Here is a 23,171-nt window from a genome sequence, read left to right on the forward strand (position 1 = left end):
ATCGATAACAATATATATAATATTTTGTAAAATCGACGCCTTGATAAAACTAAGAAAATTCTCAAATATTGAGATGTTCTTCGAAAAAATTCGGAGTTTATGGGTTTTATGTGGATTCGCGGGTTTCTGGAAACTTCCGGTCAGACCCGGCATTCGCATACTCTTTCTTTGAGGATCTGGACCTTCTTTTCATAAGAATCAATAAACTCTTCCTGCATGGCTTTTCCTGTAGCAAGGGCAGGGTCAAGAGTGGTAGAAAGATGGATTATTTGAACGAATGTGGCAAGCTGGTCTGCTGGATTACGATAATGAAAAAGGGCTAGAGTGGGAGTGCAAGCAATTGATGGAGCTTGATAAATGCACCATTGGGTGGAGCTGGAACAGGTGCTAATCCTACTGATCGTGGCAAAAAAGGCACAAAAAGAAGTATATTAACTGCTGCAAAAGGAATACCACTTTCTGTTGTTGTGGATGGAGCTAATCGTCACGATTAAATGCTTGTGAAAAAGACATTAGATGCCATAATTTTTGAAAGATCTTTTCCAGAAGATGGAATTCAAAATATCTGTATGGATAAGGGATATGATTATCCTGATATCAGAGAATTGGTCAACAACTATGGCTATACTGCACATATAAAGAGCCGGGGAGAAGAAAACATAAGAAAAGAGATACCAGGTTTTAGGGCAAGAAGGTGGGTTGTAGAAAGGACACATTCATGGCTGAATAGATTCAGAAGGCTGCTGATTAGATGGGAATAGAAAATTAAGAATTACCTTGCTATGCTTCATTTAGCATGCGCATGGATAACTTTCGGAGCAGCAGGACTTTTCGGATAGGTTCTAAGTGAAAAGCTTTGAGAGGCTGGAAGGACAAAAAGTATTTATAGAGATTGTCCTCTCACAGCTTCGCTGATAACATTTAAAGCCCGTCTTTGGAGCAGGTCTGGCAGAACGAAGTCCGATCAGGAGGGCTTGAAGAAAAGTTCGCAGTGGCAGTTTCCGTCTTTTTCAATTTCATCTTTATGATAGATGCAGGGACAAACTATCTTTTTATCCTCATTCTCGTCCCCAGTTACTATCCTGCAAGGACAGTAACGTCTCCCAAACTTTTCAATCCTTGAAGCAAGCCCGTCAAGAACATAATCAAGAGCCTCTTTATCCGGGTTAAGCCTGTAACCTGCTTTGCTTGCGTATTTTTCTGTCCATTCATACATCTTATCTTTTAATTCGTCATGTCCACTCATGTAGAGTTCCCTCCTGTTTTTGTAAGAGTGATACTGGTTATTCGTAGAAGATCGTACACGGAAATGTTAGGTAGAGTGTCAGGAGCCCTCCTATTCTGGCACAATTGCCGGAGAACTGTAACCCGTTCAGATTTTTTGAGAATTATTTTGGAGAATTATATTAGACCCCTGCTCTCAGGAAAATTCCCGCATACATAAGTTATTAAATAACAATTCGACGCTGACTGATAGATTACGGATTAAGTTCTCAAACTATAAATTAATTGGTGAGCCCCAAAAATCTTCGACCAGTCAGTCTGAGATTGTTCTCTCAGATCAACCAGACTCTCTCAAGGGAACTTAAACACATGCCTTGACAGGAATCCGAAACTTAATATATATGTAATTAGCATAACCATAATATAAATATTACTCATAATATATAAAATATGTATAAATATTTTCTCCAAAATTGTGAATCAAACAGATTCTACAATTAAATAGCTCATCATCCGGCATTAAGTGTTATAGTGTAAAAATGATGTAATGCAAAATGGTGTAGCGTAAACTGCTCTCTTATCCGGGAACGTTCCGGGGTTACAGCATGATAAAATTGTAGCTGCCCTGAATATTGATGAAATTGCAGCTTTCCTGAATATTTCTGTTCATATCTACAAATAAAGATAAGGAAAGGTAATATGAAAGCCACCGGAGAAACTAAAAAGCTACGATTTCAGGCTAGTGTTTTTGAATTTGATAGAATTTATTATGGAAAAGCTTCAGGGCAGAGGCTCGGAAAACCTTTACAAAATAAAGGTTTTGATTTTGTATAAAACGGCTACATTTTTATCCTGTTTGAGGGAAAATTTATATTGGGATTTATAAAACACAGAGTCCACAGGTGCCCGGAAAGCCTTAATGGAAACCTGAACGGAAACCCGAACGGAAACCTGAATGGAGAACTAAAAGGAGGAACCAAAGGAAAGCTTTTCCAGGTTCTTGAAAAAAATAAGCTGAACCGGAACCATACAGGACCTTACTTTTACTGCACAGGCGTAAATTATGTGCAGAAAAGTCTTTTGAATTATAATTTTCGAAATTTTAACTTATAAATTATATATTTGGGTACATCAAAAGATATATCAGAACTCAATCCTAAGAATATTTGCAAATATAAGGAGTCAACAAGCATGCGAATCGGAGTCTACATTTGCCATTGCGGACTGAACATTGCAGGAGTAATCGACGTTTCAGCCCTTGAGACAATGGCAAACGAACTGGAAGATGTGGTGCTTGCCCGGGAAGTACAGTTTCTATGTTCCGATTCCGGGCAGGAAGGCATCATCAAGGACATAAAGGATAACAAAATCGATAGGGTTGTGGTAGCTGCCTGTTCCCCGAGATTGCACGAAAAGACCTTCAGGCACGTCATGGAAAAAGCCGGCCTTAACCCTTACCTTATGGAAATGGTAAACATAAGGGAGCAGTGCTCCTGGGTGCATGCGGATGACCCGCAGATGGCGACCCAGAAAGCTTTTGACCTGATAAGGATGGGGGTTGCAAAAGCCCGGTTCCTCAGGGAACTGAGTGCAACGAGTTCAAAAGCCAGCCGGAATGTCCTTATCATAGGGGGAGGGGTTGCAGGAATCGAAGCCGCTTTAAACCTTGCAGAAGCCGGTTTTCCCGTAACCATGGTCGAGAAGGAATCTACAATCGGAGGCAAAATGGCCCTGATGAATGAAGTATTCCCGACAAACGACTGCTCTATCTGCGTGCTTGCCCCTAAAATGACGGAAGTTCAGAACCATCCCAACATTACTCTTTACACATATTCCGAGGTTACCGATATCTCCGGATCGGTCGGAAAATTCCATGTTAAAGTCAAACGCAAACCAAGATTCGTGCTTGAAGACAAATGCAAGGGCTGCGTCGACCTCTGCTCCGGGGTTTGCCCCGTTGAAATCGAAAACCCCATGAATTACGGGATCGGAAAGACCCGGGCTATCTATATGCCAATCCCCCAGTCCGTTCCGCAGGTTGTGCTTATAGACCCCGACCACTGTGTGGGCTGCGGGCTCTGCCAGCTTGCCTGCCCTGCCGACGCCGTGGACTACGAACAGAAACCGGAGGAAATAGAATTCGAAGCCGGGGCCGTAATAGTTTCTACAGGCTACCAGCTCTTTGACGCCTCCCGGAAAAAGGAGTACGGGTTCGGGAAATATCCCGATGTCATAACGAATATGCAGCTTGAACGGATGCTGAACTCTGCAGGACCGACAGGAGGAAGAGTCCTTGTGCCTTCTACCGGCCAGCCCCCGAAAAGCGTTGCATTCATCCAGTGTGTGGGGTCAAGGGACAAAACCGTAGGCAACGAATATTGTTCAAGGGTCTGCTGTATGGCAGCTCTTAAAAATTCCCAGATGGTAAAGGAACGCTATCCCGATACTGACATTACGATCCACTATATCGATATCCGGGCTGCTGGGGAGATGTACGAAGAATACTACACAAGGACTCAGGAAATGGGTGTTGACTTCATCCGCGGAAAGGTTGCCGAGGTCTATGCCGGCGAAGACGGAAGGCCCGTTGTCCGCTACGAAAATACCCTGGAGTCCAGTGTTGAAGAAGAAGCCCACGACCTTGTTGTACTCTCCACAGGCTACGAACCGACAAAGGCTGCGGAAGGAATAGGCAGGATGCTTAACCTTGCCCGGCGCCCTGACCGCTTCTTTGCAAGCGCCCACCCGAAAATGCGTCCAGTGGATGCCCCTGTAAGCGGAGTCTTCCTTGCAGGCTGTGCCTCAGGCCCCAAGGAAATCCAGGTCTCCATAGCCCAGGGCAGTGCCTGTGCTTCCAAAGTTATGCAGCTTCTCGGGACGGGGGAACTTGAAGCCGATCCCATGGGAGCCCATGTTGACCCTGATAAGTGCATAGGCTGCAGGACATGTGTGGAAGTCTGCAAGTTCGGAAAGATCAGCATTGAGGATAAGAAAGCTGTAGTGGACGAAGTCTCCTGTTACGGCTGCGGGGACTGCAGTGCCGCCTGCCCTGTAGGGGCAATCCAGATGCGGAACTTTGAAAACGAGCAGATCCTTGCCCAGGTCAGGGAGGCAACTGCGCATAAGTCCCAGAGCCCCTTTATTGTGGCGTTCCTCTGCAACTGGTGCAGTTATGCCTGTGCTGACCTTACAGGGATGTCAAGGATCCGTTACCCGACAAACATCAGGGTAATCCGTACCATGTGCTCGGCAAGGGTAAACCCCGAATTCGTGCTTGAAGCCCTCAAAGGCGGAGCAGACGGCGTGCTTGTTGCGGGCTGCAGGATGGACGAATGCCACTATATTCACGGAAACTTTGATGCGAAAAAGCGTATGGACGTCTTAAAAGAGATCATAAAGGAAATCGGGCTTGACCCGAAAAGACTCAGAACCCTCTGGATCTCGGCTGCCGAAGGAGAACGTTTCTCAAACACGATTAACGAGTTTGTAAAGGAACTCGAAGAAATAGGGCCCATAGGAAGCGAGTTCAAGCAGGAATGTGCTGGAACCGGGATAGAGGAGGTGGCACAATGAGTGAAAAAGATCCCGAAGAGTGCCCGGAGCAGGAAACTCAGGTATGCGGCGGGTGCTGCTGCGGAGCCGGAGAAAATGAAGAGTCCGAAAAAGGAGAAAATGAAACAACTGAAAATATCGAATCCGAAGAGTTTGAGGAGCAGGCAGAGGCGGAGACAGAAGAAGAAAACCAGGAAAAGCTCACGGTTACGACCAGCATGGACCTGCAGGGAAGCCATTTCCTCTATACGCAGGCCACCGAGAAGTCCCTCAAGACCCTCGATTACGATTACAAACGCTGCAACGGCTGCGGGATCTGTGTGGATATCTGCCCCACAAAAGCTCTTGAACTGGGCCCCATGCATGAGATCGCAACCGGGCTTGATGCCCCTCCTGTCATGATGGACCTTGATAAATGTACCTTCTGCAGGATGTGCTCAAATCTCTGCCCTGTGCATGCCATTACTTTCGAAGCCGTAGGAGAGGTCCCCGATGAAAAAGAGTACCCAAAATACGATACGTTTGTAAACATTAATGAGAAATGCCTCCCCTGCGCCCTCTGTGAAGGAGCCTGCCCGCAGGACGCAATCGAAGTCGAGTTCACCTTCCCGAAAAAAGAAGAGATAGCTCCCTTTAAGGAAGGGGCGGAGGGCGAAATCGAAATTGACCCCGACAAATGCAACTTCTGCGGGATCTGCGCCCGGTTCTGCGACGCTTTCATCCTGCTTGAACGCGAACCTACCCCTGATAACCCTGTGCCTTTTGAGCAGCTCCTTGTGGACGAGGATAAATGTGACTACTGTGTACTCTGCCAGGACCTCTGCCCGGAAGAGGCAATAAAGGTTAAAGGGGAACGTCCCTGCGAAGCCCCGAAGGTGGAAGGCAAGGTAACAGTTGACGACATGAAATGCACACAGTGTGCCCGCTGTCAGGCTGTCTGTCCCTACGAAGCTGTGGACCTGCAAAAGCCTATGGAAGGGAAACTGAGCCTTATTGAGCTTAATCTGAAAGAGTGCGACCCCCAGGGCTGCCGCGGCTGCTTTAATGTCTGCCCCTCGGAACTCTGGTACGTGCCTACAGACCCCGAAGACCCGCGAAAGATTGCTTTTGCCGAGGATTTCTGCATGTACTGCGGGGCCTGTGTGAAAGCCTGCCACCTTGGAGCCATAAAAGTGGAAAGAACCGATGTCCACCACACCGAGATCCCGGATACCCCCTGGGCTTCCCAGTGGAGAGATGCAATCGAGTCCCTGAAGACCGGAGTTAGGAAAGGAGTTGACCGCGCCGTCTTCAGAGAAACGGAAACCATCAAAGCCCAGAAGTTTATGGGTATAGAGCCCCCGTGTACCGATGAAGAGGCGCTTGCAGCCGTACAGGAAAAAATCGATTCTCTCATGCCTGTCCTTAAGAGTGCAAAGGTCAGGAAACTCTGGGAAACCGATTCTCCGGAAAGCACTGCCGCAGCCGTGAAAAAGAAGATCGAAGGCTGAATTGAAAGCTGAATTTAAGCTAATTGAGGGCTGGATTGAACCGGACGTAAACTGGATCTAAGCTAAAAAACCATCTTTTGCCGGCTAAATGAAGAAATGCAAAAGAAGGTCTGCTGAATAAAAATCGATTGATGCCGGATGCAGAAAATAGAAGCCTGAGGTTGAATGTAATTCTTGGGACCATCAACTTCGGGCCTTGCACTTTTCACTTATAACCATTACCGGTACCTTGCAGTGCCGGACAACTTTTTCTGCCACGCTGCCGAGCAGCAGCCTGTCAAGCCCGGTCTTACCGAGGGACCCCATGACAACGATGTCCATTTCGTTGTCTTCAGCATAACGGATCAGCTCGTCTGCCGGATGCCCTTCGAGCAGAATGGGGTCCACATCGACCCTGTCCATCTCTCCTGCTCTTTTTACATAACTGACGGCAGCATGTCCCTCTTTTTTCAGGGCTTCATTCATCCTTTCCCAGTCAAAATCCACAGCCATCGAAGAGAAATAATCCGTGGACACCACATATACCGCATAAACAGTCCCTCCGCTTAAACGGGCAAGCTCTATCGCATAGTTAGCAGCTATCCTGGAACAGATCGAACCATCGGTTGCGATCATTATTTTCCTGAAATTGACGATTCCCATTCAGTAACCCCAATTACTTTATTCACCTGCAAGAAATATAATTGCATCGGATTTATAAGGAGTAAAAGGGAAGAGAAATTTAATTTCTGGAAGAGTGAAAAGGGCAGAAAACTGGACAAAGGTCATCCCGGTGCAGCATAACTTATTGTTCTTGATTATACGAATATAAACTATGAAGATAGATGATGAAAACTATAGGCTTCTGGAAGAAAAGGCAAAAAAGTTGGGTGCAAAAAGTCTCAGACTCTTGCCCGCAGAAAATATCGTGGTAGAAGATCGAACTGTCCTGAAATGCATTTTTGGCTGCAATGGCTACGGAAGCCGTGTCTGTCCCCCTTTTATCCCGACAGTGGACGAGTTCAAAAAAATGCTTGCCGACTACGAATGGGCCCTTCTCGTGGAATGGAACTCCGATAACGTCTTCTCCCGGGAAGTCAGCGAGAATTTCGTAAAATACAGCTTCGAACCGCCTGAAGACGAAGCTGTAAAACAGCAGTTCCAGAATAACCTGAAAACAATAATGAAAGACCGAAAAGAAATGATTCAGCCCGGAGTTCTGGAACTCGAAAAACTCGCCTGGACCCTGGGATATAACACCGCCCTTGCCACCTTTCCAGGTATGTGTACCTGGTGTGCTACAAAAGACTACTCCGACGTAAAGTGCGCGGGCGCAGGCGGGCCCTGCCATCACCCGACCCTCCGCAGGCCGTGCCTTATGGGGCTCGGGGTAAGGATGGACAAAACCCTGGAAAAAATTGGCGCTCCGCTTCAAAAGTTCCCGATGGATGATACGGCTCCGGTACCGTATACGCTGATTTTGCTGGATTGAAGGGGGAAATCCCTAATCCATTTACAGACCATCAAATAGGGAATTATGGCTTTGTAGAAATTCTTTGAAATAACAAATTTCCATTAATTTGAACTGAATAGCCTGATGGATTTTTACATATCAATTTTCAGTTGATTTTATATGATTTCATGGAGAGAGATCAAAGCTAAATTGCTCATTTGACAGCAGAGCGCTGAAGTGGAAGGCTGAAACCGAAGATGCTATACTTTCCATACTCACTTTTGACCCAGACATCCCCTCCATGGAGTTCAACAAGTTTCCTGACAAGGGATAAGCCCAGACCTGTGCCTTCATGCTTCTTCTCAGTGTTCCTTTCATCGGACCCTTCAATCTGGGAAAAAGGTTTAAAAAGTTTGGAAAGGTCTTCTTCCTTTATCCCTATGCCCCTATCTTCAACCTCGAATTGAATAAACTCTTCAACTATTCTGACCCTTACTGTAATGTTTCCCCCATCAATTGAGAACTTGCTAGCGTTCCCTATGAGGTTGTACAGTATCTGTTTTAACTTACCACAGTCCGCCTCTACTATATCAACATCATGTTCTATGTCGGTGCTGATAGTTATTCCCCTGCTGCCTGTAGCCGGCCTCATAACTTCTGTTATCTCCCTGACTATCAGGGGAACCGAGATCTCTTCATACTGTAGTTCCATTTTTCCGGCTTCTGCTTTTGATAAGTCAAGTATGTCATTGATGAGGCCGAGCAGATGCTTGCCGCTTATGGATATGTTTTTTGCATACTTCATCTGTTTTTCATTTAAGGGTCCTGCGTAGTTCTCAATAAGCAGATCGGAAAAGCCAATGATCGCATTAAGAGGCGTTCGAATTTCATGGCTCATACCTGCCAGGAATTTGCTTTTAGCAGTGTTTGAAGCCTCAGCAAGTTCCTTTGCTTCCAGAAGATTTTGCTCCATTCTTTTCCTTTCGGTAAGGTCTATTTCCATGGAGAATATCTCAAGCTGGTCTTCAGGTATCTGGACGGCTGAATAGCTTGAAAATACAGGGATTTTTTCCCCCTTCTTCGTTAAAAAAGTATTTTCCGATGCACTGACATAAGTTCCATCTTTTTGCATGGAACCAATGATCTTTAAAAAATCATTTTTATTTTCACAGGGAACTATAAGCTCGGTCAGTTTCTTCCCCATGGCTTCATTTTTGGGATACCCGTACATTTTTTCGCTTGCAGTGTTCCAGTAAATTACAGTATAATCCGGATCAAAGCCCTGGACTGCAACCTCTGGCACATTGTCAATAAAATTCTGAAATTTCAGTTCACACAGGTAAAGCTTTTTCTCCTGAACTTCAACAGTTCTTAAAAGACCTACTTGCTTGTTGAGAACCATATATATTATATTGGCAATCAGAAGAACCAGAATAAATGTAAGCGTCTTAATAAAAGTCACATCACCGGGAGTGAGTCCATTTACAAGGACACTTTCGAGCCAATTTGCAATATACAACCAGGCACGATAAAGGACTATAAAAAAAAGCAAGATTGTTGTCACAGCCACAGAATATGGTTTTGCGAACCATTCCTTTAGTCGGAGCGGGTCCATGTCCTCTTGATCGCTTTTCATTGCCATAACTTCCAGTAATGCAATTTCCGCAAAATAATGAATCTCTGCAATGCCGATACAACTATTTTAGATCTGCCGCAGATATGATATATAATAAGAATGTTATATATATAATTATACCATTACCGATATCTCTTTTAGAGGATTGGCTATGCATTAAATCTATAATAAAATTAAAGGAGAAGATATAATCCCCGATATAGAGTCGGTATCAACCCACCTGAATATTTTTCTTTTCTTAATACTGGTAAATTCACTTTTGTCAAGATTTGCAGTGGTAACCTCTCCTATCTCACCTGCACCCGGCGTATCCACTATGTATTTTGCAGTCGCTTTTATGATCGTCTTCGCCCTCTGGTATGGAATATGGGGAGGGGTTTCTGCCTATCTTGGCTGTATGATAGGAGCAGGAATCCTTGCTGACATGCCCTTTTCATTAAATGTTGTATGGTCACTTGCCGATCTCTGGCAGGTCCTAATACCCCTGGTGGCTTTTGCATACTTCGGGGTCAACATAAGGCTAAGGACAACAAGGGACATGGGAATATTCCTTTTGTTCGGGTGTCTGCTTAACAATTTTATCGGTGCTTTGTGGGGTGCCTTAATGTTAGTCATGGACGGCATGGTCCCGTGGACTGAATTTTTGGTGACATTTGAAGGATGGTTCATTGGCAATGTTATTGCTACACTGGCGATCGTACCATTTTGCCTCAAGTACGCCACTCCATATATCCAGCAGACAAAATCTTACGTCCATAATTACTGGATCTGATTATTAGAGTAAATCTGATTATTAGAGTAAGTATGAAAAGAGGTATCTTGGAAGTTTGAGAGTGTGATCCGGAATAGGTAAAAAAATAGAATAATAAATTTTGGTGGTCCTGTATTAATCAGTTGATATTATTCCTATATCTGAAACTAAGATCTTTTGTTTTTTGATTCTACTTTTTGCAGGGCTGAACTTTTCTCTTCTACAACGCAAAAAATGAACAAGCGAATTTTATATCTTGATCTGGGGGATCTCTTTAAAACTCACAGGTAAACATAAACGCCTCCGCCAGTTTGTCTGGCGGCCCTTCACAAAAGAAAAAAAGCAGAATAAATGAATGAGAAATGATACTGAAATTGGTACCGTTTTAGCTCTTTTTCTTCTTTTAAACTCACAAACGCCTACAGCAGCTTTTACTTGCTAATCTGTTGTTTTCATTCTTCTATATCTTCTTTGTCTTTTTGGGAAAGACCGCTCTCCTGCGTCGAGCGGGACAAGAACGACACAATAAAGCGAATGACATTGTACGGGGCAAAATTCAGGAATTTGAGTCAGACTTATTTTTTCAAAAATATCAACCATGTAAAGAGGGACGACCTAAATTTTAAATATCGTTTTAATTTCCCGAAAGGATCATTTAATCAAAAAACTGGCTCTGATCCGGGAAAGAAAAATGCCCCTGTACTATGAGCCATCTGTCCTTGCGCTTCTCAAGCACCTCTGTGACCCTTGACTGGAATTTAAGGTTCTGTCCATCCATTTTTCCCATGAAAACGGCATCAATAGCTGCCCAGGCAACATTACCGGCTGCTGAGATAGAAATCCATTTGTACTCGAGAGCTGGGTCCTCTATTTGAGCCCAATCGCGTTCAAACTGAGCTTTAATCTCTTCCGGACCTACCCGCTTCTCGTCCGCACCGGTGCCGTAAATAACAACATCAGCATCTGGCGCAATAAGGGACATTGCACTATTCAGGTCGCGACTGGCGTAACTCTCTGCAAATTTGTCGAGGACAGCTTTGACTGCTTTTTCAGTCACATTATCTGCTTTCACACTATCTTCCTCAAGATAATCTATTAGTTTGGCAAATAGATTGGAAAGAATGTATATAAAACATTTGACAGTTTTGTACGGTCCGTGTTTGCAGGGAAAAAATGTGAGATATTCCTTTTCCACACACAAAAAGCAAAAGGAAAAAGTTCAATACCTTCTGCTATTCCTTTTTCTGTCTTTTTTCCGGATTTCCGGAATAGATACCTTTATACATTCTACCGCACCTTTTACATTCAGTTTCTTATTGACAATTCCCGATAACTGCTAATGCAGCACCTAAAAGAGCTAAGAGAGGAAACAAGCGCAGAAAGAGGGTTTAAAAAGAAGAGGAAATAGCGAGCCGACGGGCTTAAAAGTGAAGGAAGAGCAAAGAGAGCTGGATTTGAAAGGGAAATTAAAGGAAAACTAAAGGAAAACTAAAGAAAAACTAAAGGGAAGACTAAAGGAAAAAATTAGAGAGATTTGAAAAGGATTAAGGCGCCTCCTGCTTAGATTCGGGTGAAAATATGGAAAAATACGATTACAGTGAACTTGGGCTGAAAGCCGGGCTTGAAATTCACCAGCAGCTGGACTCAAAAGAGAAACTGTTCTGCAGGTGTCCTACCCTGATCAGGGACATCGAGGATTCGGACTTCGAGTTTTTCAGGTATCTCAGGGCTACGGAAAGTGAGATGGGAGAAAAGGACAGGGCTGCGGTGGAGCAGACAAAGATCAGGAGGAAGTACATTTACAAGGCTTACGACTCGACCTGCCTTGTGGAAAACGACGAGGAACCTCCTCGTGAACTCAATAAGGAAGCCCTGGACATTTCCCTCGGCGTTGCCAAGCTTTTCAACATGAAGCCTGTCGACCAGATGCACGTGATGAGAAAGATCGTTGTTGACGGGTCAAATACCAGTGGCTTTCAGCGGACCGCATTTCTGGCAAGCGACGGGTACATTGAAACCTCGGACGGGCGCTGCGGGATTGACAGCTTCTGCGTGGAAGAGGAAGCCGCCCAGAAAATCGAGGAAATAGGAGACTCGATAGTCTATTCCCTGGACAGGCTAGGGATTCCGCTTGTCGAGATTGCAACCGCGCCTGATATAAAATCCCCAAGGCACGCCAGGGAGGTTGCAGAATACATAGGGATGGTGCTCAGGTCTACAGGAAAGGTAAAAAGAGGACTTGGCACGATCAGGCAGGACGTAAACATCTCAATTGCCAGAGGGGCAAGGGTTGAAATCAAGGGAGTACAGGCCCTTGACCTCATAGAAGACATCGTCCGCAGGGAAGTTGAACGGCAGTTGAACCTTCTTTTTATCAGGCAGGAACTCCTTGAGAGAAAAGCCTTTGTTTGCGAGGAAATTTATGATGTAACAGGGCTTTTCATGGACACGAAGTCCAAAGTCCTGCAAAAGGGCGTAAAGAAAGGTTCAATCCTTGCTGCTCTCCTGAAGAAATTTAACGGGCTTGTGGGCAAGGAAGTCCAGCCCGGAAGAAGGCTGGGAACCGAGTTTTCGGACAGGGCAAAGACTGCAGGTGTCGGAGGGCTTTTCCACACAGATGAGCTTCCGAACTATGGGATAACCGAAAAGGAAGTCCAGGCTGTGAGGGACGCGATCGGCGCAGGCCCTGATGATGCTTTCATCATGGTTGCAGATGAACCCGAAAAAGCCAGGCTTGCAATTGAGGCAGTAATTAACAGGGCAAAGGAAGTCATTGAGGGAATCCCTGAAGAGACCCGAAAAGCCCTTCCCGACGGAAACACTGCTTATATGCGCCCCCTCCCGGGTGCGGCAAGGATGTACCCTGAAACCGATGTCCCCCAGATAGAAATCTCACAGGAATATTTTGATTCCATAGAGCGTCCGGAACTTCTGACCGAAAGGGCAAAAAGGTTTGCCTCCGAAAGCGGCCTGAATAAAGAACTTGCCGAAAAAGTGGCTTACTCAAGGCATCTTCCCCTCTTCGAGATCCTTCTGGAGACCTATGCGAAGGATGCAAATGTTAACTCAACCCTTATTGCCAGGACCCTTGTGGGAATCGTCCCCGAAATCCGGAGAAACGGGGTTGAGACGGATAACCTCACAGATGAACACTTCAAAGGTCTTTTTGCAGCCATTTCAAACCAGGAAATTGCAAAAGAAGCCATTCAGGACCTTTTGACCGCCCTTGCAAAAGAGCCTGAACTGACAGTCCAGCAGGCAATTTCAAAGCTCGGCCTGAACACCTTTGACCCCGAGGAAGTCGAAAACTTCATAAAACAGATGGTTATGGAAAAAGGAGATTTCATCAAAGATAAAGGGCCTGCTGCCCTCGGTCCACTCATGGGCATTGTCATGAAGGAGTACAGAGGCACAGTTGACGGAAAGATCCTGAGCCATATGCTGAAAAAGGAGATAGATAACTTTATCAATCAGGGATAAAACCCTGACCTGTTTTTTCTTTTTCTTTTCAGGTTTTCTGTTATTTTCCTTTCGGATTTTACTTTCAATTTTTCTAGTATCTTCAGTTTCTGTTTTTCTTTTCCTTCCGGATTTTAATTTCAATTTTTCTAGTATCTTCAGGTTCTGCTTTTCGGTTATTTTACCTTATTTTTCGTTCCTACTTTTTCTATCTTAACTCTTTCGTATCTTCCAGAATTTTTTTAAAAATAAAAAAATATTCTTTGCAGAAAACAAATAAAATTGTTATAAAATCCAGGTAGCTTATAGGAGAACTTATTTACGTAAGATAACTTTTTATATTAACTAAAAGATCTTCTTACTTATAGCATAAAAACTCAGTTGAGAAGTATGCTCTAATGGTATTTCAAAACCATACGATATCAGACGACTTAATTCCTGTCTGCCGGGGTTGAGCTTGCAAAAGGGGGATATGAGTATGAAATTATACCTTAGCTTAGCATATATTGGTCTCATATAGAAACCACCAAAAATGCAACTGAATTGCAAAATTTCTTAACAATATATGAAGAACGCGATATTCCTTATATATTGCAAATCATAACGTTGCGGAGAAAACCCCCATGAAAGTATTGCTTGTAGACGACGACCCAGTATTCTTAGAGCTGTCAAAGACGTTTTTAGAGGTGTTCCATGATATAAATTCTGATACCGTGGAATCCGCAGGACAGGCTCTTGAGAAGCTAGACAAACTCTCCTATGACGTAGTAGTTTCGGATTATGATATGCCTTATATGGACGGCATTTCGTTTCTGAGAACTATCCGTGATAAGAGAATTGATATCCCATTTATCCTGTTTACGGGAGTGGGCAAAGAGGAAATCAAGAGCCAAGCTATCGAAAACGGCGTAGACTCCTTTATTCAGAAAAGGGGAGACCCTAAAGCTCAGTACTCCGAACTTTCACAGCGGATCTGGCAGATAGCTAACAATAATTCGGGTTAGTAAGATTACAAATACAGATTGGATATCTTTGAGCACTTTTACTTAACATTTTTAACTATCCATTTTTAACTACCCATTTTTAACTACCCATTTTTAACTACCCATTTTTAACTACCCATTTTTAACTACCCATTTTTAACTCATCCATGCTTTCCCTGCTATTCCTGCAGGAAAGTTAGGAAAATAACATTGGAAGACCCTGAAAATGTTTCTATTCAGCCGAAACCATTTTCTGGATATATATAAGTGGTATTATACTCATTGTTTCAGGGGGATTATGTGGTTCAGGAGTATAAATTGCATATAGGTGGGGAGTCGAGAGACTCGGCAACCGGAGAAACTTTTGATGACATCAATCCGGCTACTCTTGAAAACCTTGCCACGGTACAGGTAGCCGGAAGTGAAGATGTGGATAGGGCAGTTGAGGCGGCAGAAGAGGGGTTCAGGGTATGGAGCGAAGTTCCGGCACCCAGAAGAGCTGAAGTGCTTTTCAGGGCGGCTCGCATTTTACAGGAAAGGAAGGAAGACCTTTCCAGACTCATGACGGAAGAGATGGGAAAGGTGCTGCCCGAAACAAGGGGAGATGTGCAGGAAGCAATAGATATTGCCATTTATGCCGCAGGGGAAGGCAGGCGGATGTTTGGGGAGACGACGACCTCTGAACTCAAAGATAAATTCTGCATGACCGTGCTCAGGCCGATAGGAGTTGTGGGCATGATAACCCCCTGGAACTTTCCTATGGCAATTCCCAGCTGGAAGATCATGCCTGCCCTGGTAGCAGGAAATGCAGTCGTGTTCAAGCCTGCAAGCGATACGCCCCTGCTTGCAATTAAACTCGTCGAAATCCTGATGGAAGCCGGGCTGCCTCCGGGAGTGGTAAACATTGTGCTCGGACCCGGAGGAAGCACCGGAAAAGCCATAGTCCGGCATCCCCGGATCAAAGCAATTTCCTTTACAGGGAGCCTTGAAACCGGGAAATGGATCATGGAGGAATGTGCAAAAACCATGAAGCGGGTCTCGCTGGAGCTGGGAGGCAAAAACCCGGTAATTGTCATGGATGATGCGGACCTTGAACTTGCCCTTGAAGGCGTACTCTGGGGGGCTTTCGGGACGACAGGCCAGCGCTGCACGGCTACAAGCAGGCTGATCCTGCACGAAAAAATAAAGGATGAGTTTACGGCAAGACTGCTTGCAAAAACAAAACTTCTCAGGGTAGGAAACGGGCTTCTGCCTGAAACGGACATAGGGCCTGTAATCAATAAAGCTCAGCTTGAGAAAATAGAAAGGTACGTCAGGATAGGAAAAGAAGAAGGTGCAACTCTCCTGCTCGGAGGAAATACCATGGATCCCGGGCTTCCTGGCTATTTCTTTGAGCCGACCATCTTTACGGATGTCAGGCCGGATATGAGGATTGCACAGGAAGAGATCTTCGGGCCTGTGCTCGGCATCATTACGGTTTCAGGGCTTGAAGAAGCAATTGAAGTCGCCAATAATACCAGATACGGGCTTTCCTCGGCGATTTACACTGAAAATGTCGGAAAAGCCTTCAGGGCAGTTAAAAAGATAGAAGCAGGAATCACATACGTCAATGCCCCTACAATAGGGGCTGAAGTCCACCTCCCTTTCGGGGGCGTAAAAGGGACAGGAAACGGTTTCAGGGAAGCGGGAACAGAAGCAATCAAAGAATTCACAGAGGTAAAAGCCGTGTACGTAGACTACAGCGGCAAGCTGCAAAGAGCCCAGATAGATACGGAATGAAATGTGGGAAGAGGGGGAAGTATTCTGGATTACGTTAAACCGGAAAGGCTTGAAAAACGGAGAAATTCAGAAAAAACAGAAAGATCAGAGGACTCAATGAGGAAACAGGAAACAGAACTTGACTTTTTCGAACAGGAAATCGGATTGCTTGATGTGGTTGGCCCAAAAGCCAGGGAGATCGTAGGACAGGACTGCAATGTAATGTCCGCATGCGTATCCCGACCCTATCCGCTTGTTGTTGACAGGGCAAAAGGTTCCATCGTCAAAGACATAGACGGAAAAGAGTACATCGATTTCATTGCAGGGATTGCGGTCATGAATGCAGGTTACTCAAACCCCGAGGTTAAAGCTGCCATCTCAGCCCAGCTGGAGAAAATGGTCCACTGCGGGTACGGGGACTTTTTTGCCGAGCCTCCGTTAAAGCTTGCCAAAAAACTAAGGGAGCTTTCAGGCTACTCAAAAGTCTTTTACTGCAACAGCGGGACCGAAGCTGTGGAAGCTGCAATGAAACTTGCCCTGTGGAAGACAAAGCGCCAGAACTTCATCGCCTTTTATAATGCTTTTCACGGCCGGACCCTGGGAGCTCTTTCCCTGACCTGCTCCAAAGTCCGGCAAAGGGAGCACTTCCCCATCATGCGTACAGTGCACACCCACTACGCTTACTGTTACCGCTGTCCCCTGAATCTTGAATATCCTTCCTGCGGAGTCGAATGTGCAAAGCAGATTGAAAACCTTATTTTCCGAAAAGAACTGAGCCCCGAAGATACTGCTGCCGTTTTCATCGAGCCTATCCAGGGGGAAGGGGGGTACATAGTCCCTCCCCAGGAGTTCCATAAAGAAGTGCAAAGGATCTGCACGGATAATGATGTCCTGCTTGTAGCCGATGAAGTCCAGACCGGCTGTTTCAGGACAGGCCCCTTCCTTGCCATGGAAAACTTTGAGGTAAGGGCTGATATTACCTGCCTTGCAAAAGCCCTTGGCTCAGGCCTCCCCATAGGCGCAATGCTCGCAGACAGAACCCTCATGGACTGGCCTCCCGGTGTCCACTCAAACACCTTCGGCGGAAACCTCCTCTCCTCAGCTTCAGCCCTGGCTTCCCTTGAATTTCTGGAAAAGGAAAATACGGAAAACCACGTCAGAGAAATGGGAGCGCATATCCGGCAGCGTCTGAGGGAACTACAGGAAAATTTCCCCTGCATAGGAGACGTGCGCGGCCTCGGCCTGATGATAGGTGCAGAAATCGTAAAATCCGACGAATCCATAGACCCCATCCGAAGAGACAGGATCATCAGGGAAGCGTTTAAAGAAGGAGTCCTGCTCCTCCCCTGCGGAGACTCCGTAATCCGCTTTTCCCCTCCCCTCGTCATGACCGATGAAGAAGCCGACCTCGGGCTTGATAAATTTGAGAAGGCGTTGAGAAGAGCAGCAAAGTAAGGGTGGCAAGGTTAAAGAGAAAAAGATTAAGATTTTTCGAAAAAATCCCGTAAGCCCTCGAAGTAAATCCCGATAAGCCAGTCAGGTAGAAAAAGCCCGTGAAGTCGGATTGTAACCGGAATAGCTGTCTCAAATGGTTATTGACACAATGCGCAGCATGGGCCTTTCCGGAAAGAAGTGGAAAAGAGGTAGGATAAAAAGGTAGAATAAAAGATAGAGATAGAATAAAAGATCAAAGATTTGCGAGCTTTTTCTGCAAATCGATTTTTGGAATTGACTTTTCAGATCATTGGGCGTCAGCTAATGAAAAAAACAAAAAGAAAGAGTCTTTAAATTCACCAAATACTGAGATGCCAATCAAATACTGAGGTGCGCGCACTTTTTCAGATGCGATCTATAAATCACGGTAAATACCGATAACCAAAGACAAAAATGATAAATTCACAGATAAGTTATGGAGGGAGTATTATAATATCCAAAAAGCCTCTCTCCCCACTTAATAGCCTTCGGGTCAGAACTGAACAAACCTGTACTGATGTCGTACTCAATGCCACTTTTTTTGCACAGGCTCAAAGCCAGGCGTTTATCCGTAACAATGAGCCCGACTTTAATATCTTCGTTCATAAGCATTAATTTAAAATTCTTATAATTTTTCAATGCGGCTAGTTTTTCTACGTAAGGTGATTGCTTCAATTCTTCTGCAACGTGAAGAGGAACTATAAGCTCGACAGGGATTCCTTCTTTCACTCTTTCAGAGATAGCATCAGCATATCCTTCGGTTACCACAGACGATATGCCGTATATATGATCTGCCTCTTTAATCATTTTTAACTGGTTGTTGTAGACATTAAGGACTTTAATACCTCGATCCTTGAGGACTTCGGACTCGTAAAGACATCTGATTTCTTTTAGCGGGGGATCAGGGATTCTTTCAATATAATGCGTAGACCAGAAATATCTGAATTTATTGATTGTACCAATTGTTCCAAAAGAGTCGGCTATTCCTGAAGCCACAATTTTTCCTGTTGGCGTCAGGAAATACTCACGTCCTTTTGTTTCTATCAGGTGATCTGCTTCGAGTTTCCTGAGCTTCGGAATTATTGCCTGAGACGTGCTTCCGGTATTTTCACGCAGCTGGGAAAGTTTTCTGCTGCCCTCATTTAATGATAGAAGTATCTCTGTTAGAAGTCTTGACCTGTATATTGCCTGAACATCATCCCTCATTTCTTTATAAACTTTGAAATGATTCATTCCTGTTGCCGCATCTGCAGATTTTTTCTTACTTTCTTATCAAATTGTTTTGACGTAATATATTCTTTTCTTTTGTTGGGGCATGCATGTTGCTATTTTTTTGTTAATTTTATAGCTTAGTGAAGAAAAAATATACAGATTATTTGCTAAAAGTAGGTCAAATTCTTGACATCAATTAGAGCTATAAAATTTCGTTGTTTTTGATGAAAAAGAGAACCGATTTAATGAATGTTAATCAGAGCGATGAAAATTCATCACCGTAATAAATGTATAGGAGAAGATTAAGAGAGATTTTTGAATGTGAAGTTCAAACGAACCCTCCAAAGTAAATTTGAACCTCACATGCCCTGAGGCAAGGGAACGATAGCTTTGCGAATATTTAAAGCTTACTTGATCTTGCCTCGGGAATAAGATATAGAGGTGAGATTAAATGAAAAGAAGTAAAGAACTGGGCAAAATTTTCAGGCTAACAGTTATTTTTATCGTGTTAACAGCTTTATTACCAGTTGCTAATGCTTACGAATACAATGGTTGCAAGTGGACTTCTGGAACAGCTGACTGGCGATTTAGTACGGATTTTCCAAGTGACTATAAGCAGTGTGTGAGAGATGCAGCAGATACATGGAGTGACGCTGGATCATCTTTCTCATTCAACTACGATTCATGGGAAGTTACTTCTAAGGTTGATTGGACAAACCTTGGAAGTGACGGACCTTGTGCAACTTCAGATATAGCACCTTACGGTTCTTCCATTCAATGGGTTGTTACAGATATTAATAGTGCTTTAAGCTGGACCACTTCTTCTAGCTCGTCGTACCCACCTTACGATATTCAAACTACCGCATTGCACGAGTTTGGTCATTGGCTATCGCTGGGAGATACATATCTTGATGGTACAGTTATGCTTTGGATTTACGATGGGTCTGTGAGGTCATTGTCACAGGACGATATTAATGGGATCAACTATATCTATTAAGGGTGGGGGTAAGATGAATACTAAAAATATATTAGCTGGCACACTGTTCCTGTTCTTCGTAGCGGGAGGTATACTAACCTTCATGGATGGAAAGGCTGCGGAACCGGTCACAATTTATTCTGAAGGACAATGGGATTCTCGCGTGCTGAATAACTCCTATCTGGCAAATAAATCAGATGTGATCGTTATAGGGGAAGTCAAAGAAATACTCCCAGGAAAATGGACGACTGCAAATGGTAAAAAGCCGATAATAGTCGATGACGAGCGTATCTATACAGATGTCATTATAGGAGTTGAAGAATACCTTAAGAACCCACAACTCTCAGAAGAAATAACCGTGAGAGTAATGGGGGGTGAGGTAGGTGAAGATAGGGTTATAGTTACGGACGAAGCAGAATTCGAACCCGGTGAAAAGGTTCTTCTTTTCCTGACTAGGGAAGACCCCTTTACCGAGAAGCTTGGTGGTGAACACTTCAGGGTGACATCCTGGGCACATGGAAAGTTCAAAATAGTAGACGATCACGCGATCAGACCGAAGGTGATGGAAGGGTACCGGAATATCTCTCTGCAAGAGTTGCGTGAAGTTATCCAAGAAAGCAAGTAAAATTCAAAAAGGGCACAAAAGTCCTTCTTATTTTTTTGAAGTTTGGTGGGAATTGATCGGTTTGATTAATGTTAACAGCCTGTGACCCAGTTCTTTTCCAGGTCATCATGCAGTTTTCAATCCGTCCTTCAAACAATAAAAACTCCTTATGGAAAAGGCGAGTTATTGACAGTCGTTTCTTTTTCTCATGCCGGCAAGCCTGCTTATAAATCCTGATTCCTTCTCAGACTCATTTTCAGATTCTTTTTCAATAACTGCTACATATACCGAGTCTTCCGGATCTTCCGAATCTATAAATTCCTTAATTTCCCAGCCGGTGCTTTTCACTATTTCTTTCATTTCAGCTTTTGACACAAACAGGTAATCAAACCACGGGGTCACGTAGCTCCCGTACTTAACGCGGACCTTCAGCTGGCCGGGCATCCTGCCTCTCTTTTTGTTGGACCCCAGATATTGCAGGTAAGAAGGATCAGTCGAGTTGTACGGGTCAGTGCTCTCGGTAATAATCCTTGCGTTATTCTCCGTAATTCTATGAAACTTTTTAAGCAGCAGCTTTGCCCTTTCGAAGCTCCCGAAAAGCCCGAAATTGTTTCCCAGCATGAGAATAGTTCCGAATCCCTCTGACTCGGAACCGACCCCGGTTATGGACATCACTTTTACTTTTTTAAGGCCTCTCAGCTTGCAGACCTCCACCGCCAGGGGAGACATATCTATGCCAAGGACATCGAACCCTTTTTCCTGAAGGTAAAGGGCATGCCTCCCAGCTCCGCAGCCTATATCCAGCACCCGCCCTTTCACGTAGTGCATAGCCTTTTGCTGGTGCAAGGGCCAGTCTTCGTATCCGGAAAGATACTCACCGGGGCCGTTGGATACGCATAAGTGCCCGTATTCGCATTCTACAAGCTCAAAGCTACCTTTCCCTATAAAGCAGTCATAGATTCCATGACCATATGCGTCCTGGTCATCGTTCACAACCCGTTCATCTTTCATAACTTCCTCCCCCGAAAAGTTCCCTGCATATCGATAAGAAGACAATAATGAAAAAGCTGATGGCATCCGTGGTGATTTACCTGATATTTTACTGTCATGAATCTTAAAGGCATAAAGGCAACATGAAAAAAGTTCCATCAGGGAAAATAAAAACCGTGCAGCTGGAATAGCTGTCTTGAACCGTTATTGTCACCTTGCTCAGCCCGGGATTTTCCGAAAAGACGTTGAAAAAGAGAGGATATAAAACCGGGGTTGCGTAAGAAGTACAACTCCTTTTTCTAATAAATCCCAGTTCACTTATTATTTTCATTCGAAAACATTTCAAATCCTACCTGAATTTATTGTCATAATACAGACTTTATAGATCTGAAAAATCTCAGATTTTAAGTTCCAGATGTCCTTTTTATCCTTTCACATCTTTTTTTGTCACCCCTAATTGATGGCAAGGAATTCTCTAAAAAGATAGATAGTCATCTAGAATATTATAATAAATATAATAAGTAAACGGATGAATTTACGGCCATCAAAGGTATGAAAAAGGCTAATGATTGTGATTTTCATAGACTCAGCCTCAGCAAACTAACAAAAGTTTTTTAAACACAGCCGCATATTTAATAGTATGAATTATGAGAGCAATGACCGGGTGGAGAACAATAGTTCAGCTTTGCTTATTTTTATAATTGTAATTGCAGTGGCTGTAAGCCTTTTGGGGATAATGGTAGCTATGAAGTAACCCATTTTATGAAGTAACTCGTTATCTAACCTATTTTTTGCAGCAAATCTAAAAAACAGCTATTTTTTATTAAGGGATAAATCGGAAATTAAGAAAATCTTCTGCCCAGGCTCAAATGAAGAGATAAAACACGGGAGACACGAGAAACTGGCCCTGGTCTTCGATTCCGTGTTTTTCCGAAATTACGGACTACTAAAAGAGAAGAACAGTATTACTGCCCCTGAATTGAAGTTACTGACGATTTTTTTCTTCCTGCTTTCACTTTTCTTTCTTTTCCTCTTCAACCGGCCTGAGAGTAAGCAGCCTGCTCTCAATAAGCCCAATCGGAAGGTCCGCCCCAAGGGTGAGCGAGCCTACCTTATCTCCTGCAAGAGTCCTCCCCGGCAGGTCAGGCATGATCTCAAGCCCTTTTCCGACCGGCATTTCAGGGTTTTCGGTTTTGAGCCCGGAAAGCGGACCGGGAAGAGTGCCGGATACAAGTCCGAGGGCAGAGTCGGAAATCAGCCTTGGGCGGGCTTCGGAACTCAGGCGGGAGTGCCCGAAGGGAGAAAGCCCCAGGTCTCGCGTCGGAGAGAGCCGGTTGTTAAAGTCAGGTAAAAGTCCCCTGAGCTGGTCAAGGGCAGGGCTTGAAAAAGTAGAAGATTCATAGGTAGAAGTGGACTGCCGGACTGGTGGCCTTTCACGATTTTCGCGGGCTGCACGGTCAGAAAGGTGAGAAGGTAAAACGGAATCTTCGGATTTGCTGCTATTCATGGCTGTAAGAATTGTCACGATGGTATATCAATTATACGAGGACTTTTATTCGAGAGCTTTTTCTACCCTTTTCAGGCATATTTTTCGGATTAGACCACAAAATCCATACAAATCTTAAACTTAA

Annotated in this window: 20 protein-coding genes and 1 pseudogene; 14 read left to right on the plus strand and 7 right to left on the minus strand. The window is 44.3% G+C overall.

Annotated elements, in window-relative coordinates; all coding sequences use genetic code 11:
* Positions 1 to 68 precede the first annotated feature (68 nt).
* Positions 69 to 323 carry a hypothetical protein gene (locus ACSAZL_RS06130; RefSeq protein WP_440948958.1) on the plus strand — a complete coding sequence of 85 codons (255 nt, stop codon included), beginning with the start codon at positions 69 to 71 and terminating at the stop codon, positions 321 to 323.
* Positions 257 to 839 (plus strand): annotated as a pseudogene (locus ACSAZL_RS06135) (IS5 family transposase); the annotation flags it as partial. The gene ACSAZL_RS06130 and the pseudogene ACSAZL_RS06135, both read left to right, overlap by 67 nt.
* Before the next feature lie 125 nt (positions 840 to 964).
* Here the strand turns inward: ACSAZL_RS06135 and ACSAZL_RS06140 are convergent.
* Entirely contained in the window at positions 965 to 1,246 is a 282-nt protein-coding gene (locus tag ACSAZL_RS06140; RefSeq protein ID WP_440947825.1) for a ferredoxin-thioredoxin reductase catalytic domain-containing protein, read from the minus strand.
* Between the two features lie 677 nt (positions 1,247 to 1,923).
* On the opposite strand from ACSAZL_RS06140, the gene ACSAZL_RS06145 reads away from it, so the two are divergent.
* The 4 genes from ACSAZL_RS06145 (at position 1,924) to ACSAZL_RS06160 (ending at position 6,266) form a co-directional block, all read left to right on the plus strand.
* Positions 1,924 to 2,058 carry a hypothetical protein gene (locus ACSAZL_RS06145; protein ID WP_440947826.1) on the plus strand — a complete coding sequence of 45 codons (135 nt, stop codon included), beginning with the start codon at positions 1,924 to 1,926 and terminating at the stop codon, positions 2,056 to 2,058.
* Between the two features lie 39 nt (positions 2,059 to 2,097).
* Entirely contained in the window at positions 2,098 to 2,337 is a 240-nt protein-coding gene (locus ACSAZL_RS06150) for a hypothetical protein (RefSeq protein WP_440947827.1), read from the plus strand.
* 78 nt (positions 2,338 to 2,415) lie between these two features.
* Positions 2,416 to 4,797 carry a CoB-CoM heterodisulfide reductase HdrA2 gene (gene hdrA2, locus ACSAZL_RS06155; RefSeq protein WP_440947828.1) on the plus strand — a complete coding sequence of 794 codons (2,382 nt, stop codon included), beginning with the start codon at positions 2,416 to 2,418 and terminating at the stop codon, positions 4,795 to 4,797.
* Entirely contained in the window at positions 4,794 to 6,266 is a 1,473-nt protein-coding gene (locus tag ACSAZL_RS06160; RefSeq protein ID WP_440947829.1) for a 4Fe-4S dicluster domain-containing protein, read from the plus strand. Before hdrA2 ends, ACSAZL_RS06160 begins: the two co-directional genes overlap by 4 nt.
* 183 nt (positions 6,267 to 6,449) lie before the next feature.
* Here the strand turns inward: ACSAZL_RS06160 and ACSAZL_RS06165 are convergent, their stop codons facing one another.
* Entirely contained in the window at positions 6,450 to 6,908 is a 459-nt protein-coding gene (locus ACSAZL_RS06165) for a universal stress protein (protein ID WP_440947830.1), read from the minus strand.
* 172 nt (positions 6,909 to 7,080) lie between these two features.
* On the opposite strand from ACSAZL_RS06165, the gene ACSAZL_RS06170 reads away from it, so the two are divergent.
* On the plus strand, positions 7,081 to 7,737 hold the full coding sequence (locus tag ACSAZL_RS06170; RefSeq protein WP_440947831.1) for a DUF2284 domain-containing protein: 657 nt from the start codon (positions 7,081 to 7,083) through the stop codon (positions 7,735 to 7,737).
* Between the two features lie 175 nt (positions 7,738 to 7,912).
* On the opposite strand, the gene ACSAZL_RS06175 is transcribed toward ACSAZL_RS06170, so the two are convergent.
* Positions 7,913 to 9,340, minus strand: coding sequence for a PAS domain-containing sensor histidine kinase (locus ACSAZL_RS06175; RefSeq protein ID WP_440947832.1), 1,428 nt, complete (start codon positions 9,338 to 9,340; stop codon positions 7,913 to 7,915).
* 253 nt (positions 9,341 to 9,593) lie between these two features.
* Between ACSAZL_RS06175 and ACSAZL_RS06180 the strand changes: the two genes are divergently transcribed.
* Positions 9,594 to 10,106, plus strand: coding sequence for a hypothetical protein (locus tag ACSAZL_RS06180; RefSeq protein ID WP_440947833.1), 513 nt, complete (start codon positions 9,594 to 9,596; stop codon positions 10,104 to 10,106).
* A gap of 634 nt (positions 10,107 to 10,740) precedes the next feature.
* On the opposite strand, the gene ACSAZL_RS06185 is transcribed toward ACSAZL_RS06180, so the two are convergent.
* A complete protein-coding gene (locus ACSAZL_RS06185; protein ID WP_440947834.1) occupies positions 10,741 to 11,157 on the minus strand; it encodes a nuclear transport factor 2 family protein in 417 nt (138 codons plus the stop codon).
* 506 nt (positions 11,158 to 11,663) lie between these two features.
* Between ACSAZL_RS06185 and gatE the strand changes: the two genes are divergently transcribed.
* From gatE to ACSAZL_RS06205, 4 genes are all read left to right on the plus strand, one after another.
* Complete coding sequence (gene gatE, locus ACSAZL_RS06190; protein ID WP_440947835.1) at positions 11,664 to 13,565, plus strand: Glu-tRNA(Gln) amidotransferase subunit GatE; 1,902 nt, start codon at positions 11,664 to 11,666, stop codon at positions 13,563 to 13,565.
* A gap of 602 nt (positions 13,566 to 14,167) precedes the next feature.
* Complete coding sequence (locus tag ACSAZL_RS06195) at positions 14,168 to 14,548, plus strand: response regulator (protein ID WP_440947836.1); 381 nt, start codon at positions 14,168 to 14,170, stop codon at positions 14,546 to 14,548.
* Positions 14,549 to 14,827: 279 nt separating this feature from the next.
* Entirely contained in the window at positions 14,828 to 16,306 is a 1,479-nt protein-coding gene (locus ACSAZL_RS06200) for an aldehyde dehydrogenase family protein (protein ID WP_440947837.1), read from the plus strand.
* 96 nt (positions 16,307 to 16,402) lie between these two features.
* Complete coding sequence (locus ACSAZL_RS06205; protein WP_440947838.1) at positions 16,403 to 17,740, plus strand: aminotransferase class III-fold pyridoxal phosphate-dependent enzyme; 1,338 nt, start codon at positions 16,403 to 16,405, stop codon at positions 17,738 to 17,740.
* A gap of 441 nt (positions 17,741 to 18,181) precedes the next feature.
* Here ACSAZL_RS06205 and ACSAZL_RS06210 read toward each other — a convergent pair whose 3' ends face one another.
* Positions 18,182 to 18,964: a helix-turn-helix transcriptional regulator gene (locus tag ACSAZL_RS06210; RefSeq protein ID WP_440947839.1), complete on the minus strand. Its 783-nt coding sequence runs from the start codon at positions 18,962 to 18,964 to the stop codon at positions 18,182 to 18,184.
* Between the two features lie 457 nt (positions 18,965 to 19,421).
* Between ACSAZL_RS06210 and ACSAZL_RS06215 the strand changes: the two genes are divergently transcribed.
* Both ACSAZL_RS06215 and ACSAZL_RS06220 read left to right on the plus strand, forming a co-directional pair.
* Positions 19,422 to 19,967 (plus strand): matrixin family metalloprotease, encoded by a 546-nt coding sequence (locus ACSAZL_RS06215; RefSeq protein ID WP_440947840.1) that lies wholly within the window; start codon positions 19,422 to 19,424, stop codon positions 19,965 to 19,967.
* A 13-nt stretch (positions 19,968 to 19,980) separates the two neighbouring features.
* A complete protein-coding gene (locus ACSAZL_RS06220; protein ID WP_440947841.1) occupies positions 19,981 to 20,571 on the plus strand; it encodes a hypothetical protein in 591 nt (196 codons plus the stop codon).
* Positions 20,572 to 20,733: 162 nt separating this feature from the next.
* On the opposite strand, the gene ACSAZL_RS06225 is transcribed toward ACSAZL_RS06220, so the two are convergent.
* Complete coding sequence (locus ACSAZL_RS06225; protein ID WP_440947842.1) at positions 20,734 to 21,561, minus strand: class I SAM-dependent methyltransferase; 828 nt, start codon at positions 21,559 to 21,561, stop codon at positions 20,734 to 20,736.
* A 991-nt stretch (positions 21,562 to 22,552) separates the two neighbouring features.
* Positions 22,553 to 23,065, minus strand: coding sequence for a hypothetical protein (locus ACSAZL_RS06230; protein ID WP_440947843.1), 513 nt, complete (start codon positions 23,063 to 23,065; stop codon positions 22,553 to 22,555).
* Between the last annotated feature and the right edge of the window lie 106 nt (positions 23,066 to 23,171).

This window comes from Methanosarcina mangrovi, from assembly GCF_052057765.1.
Taxonomy (GTDB): domain Archaea; phylum Halobacteriota; class Methanosarcinia; order Methanosarcinales; family Methanosarcinaceae; genus Methanosarcina.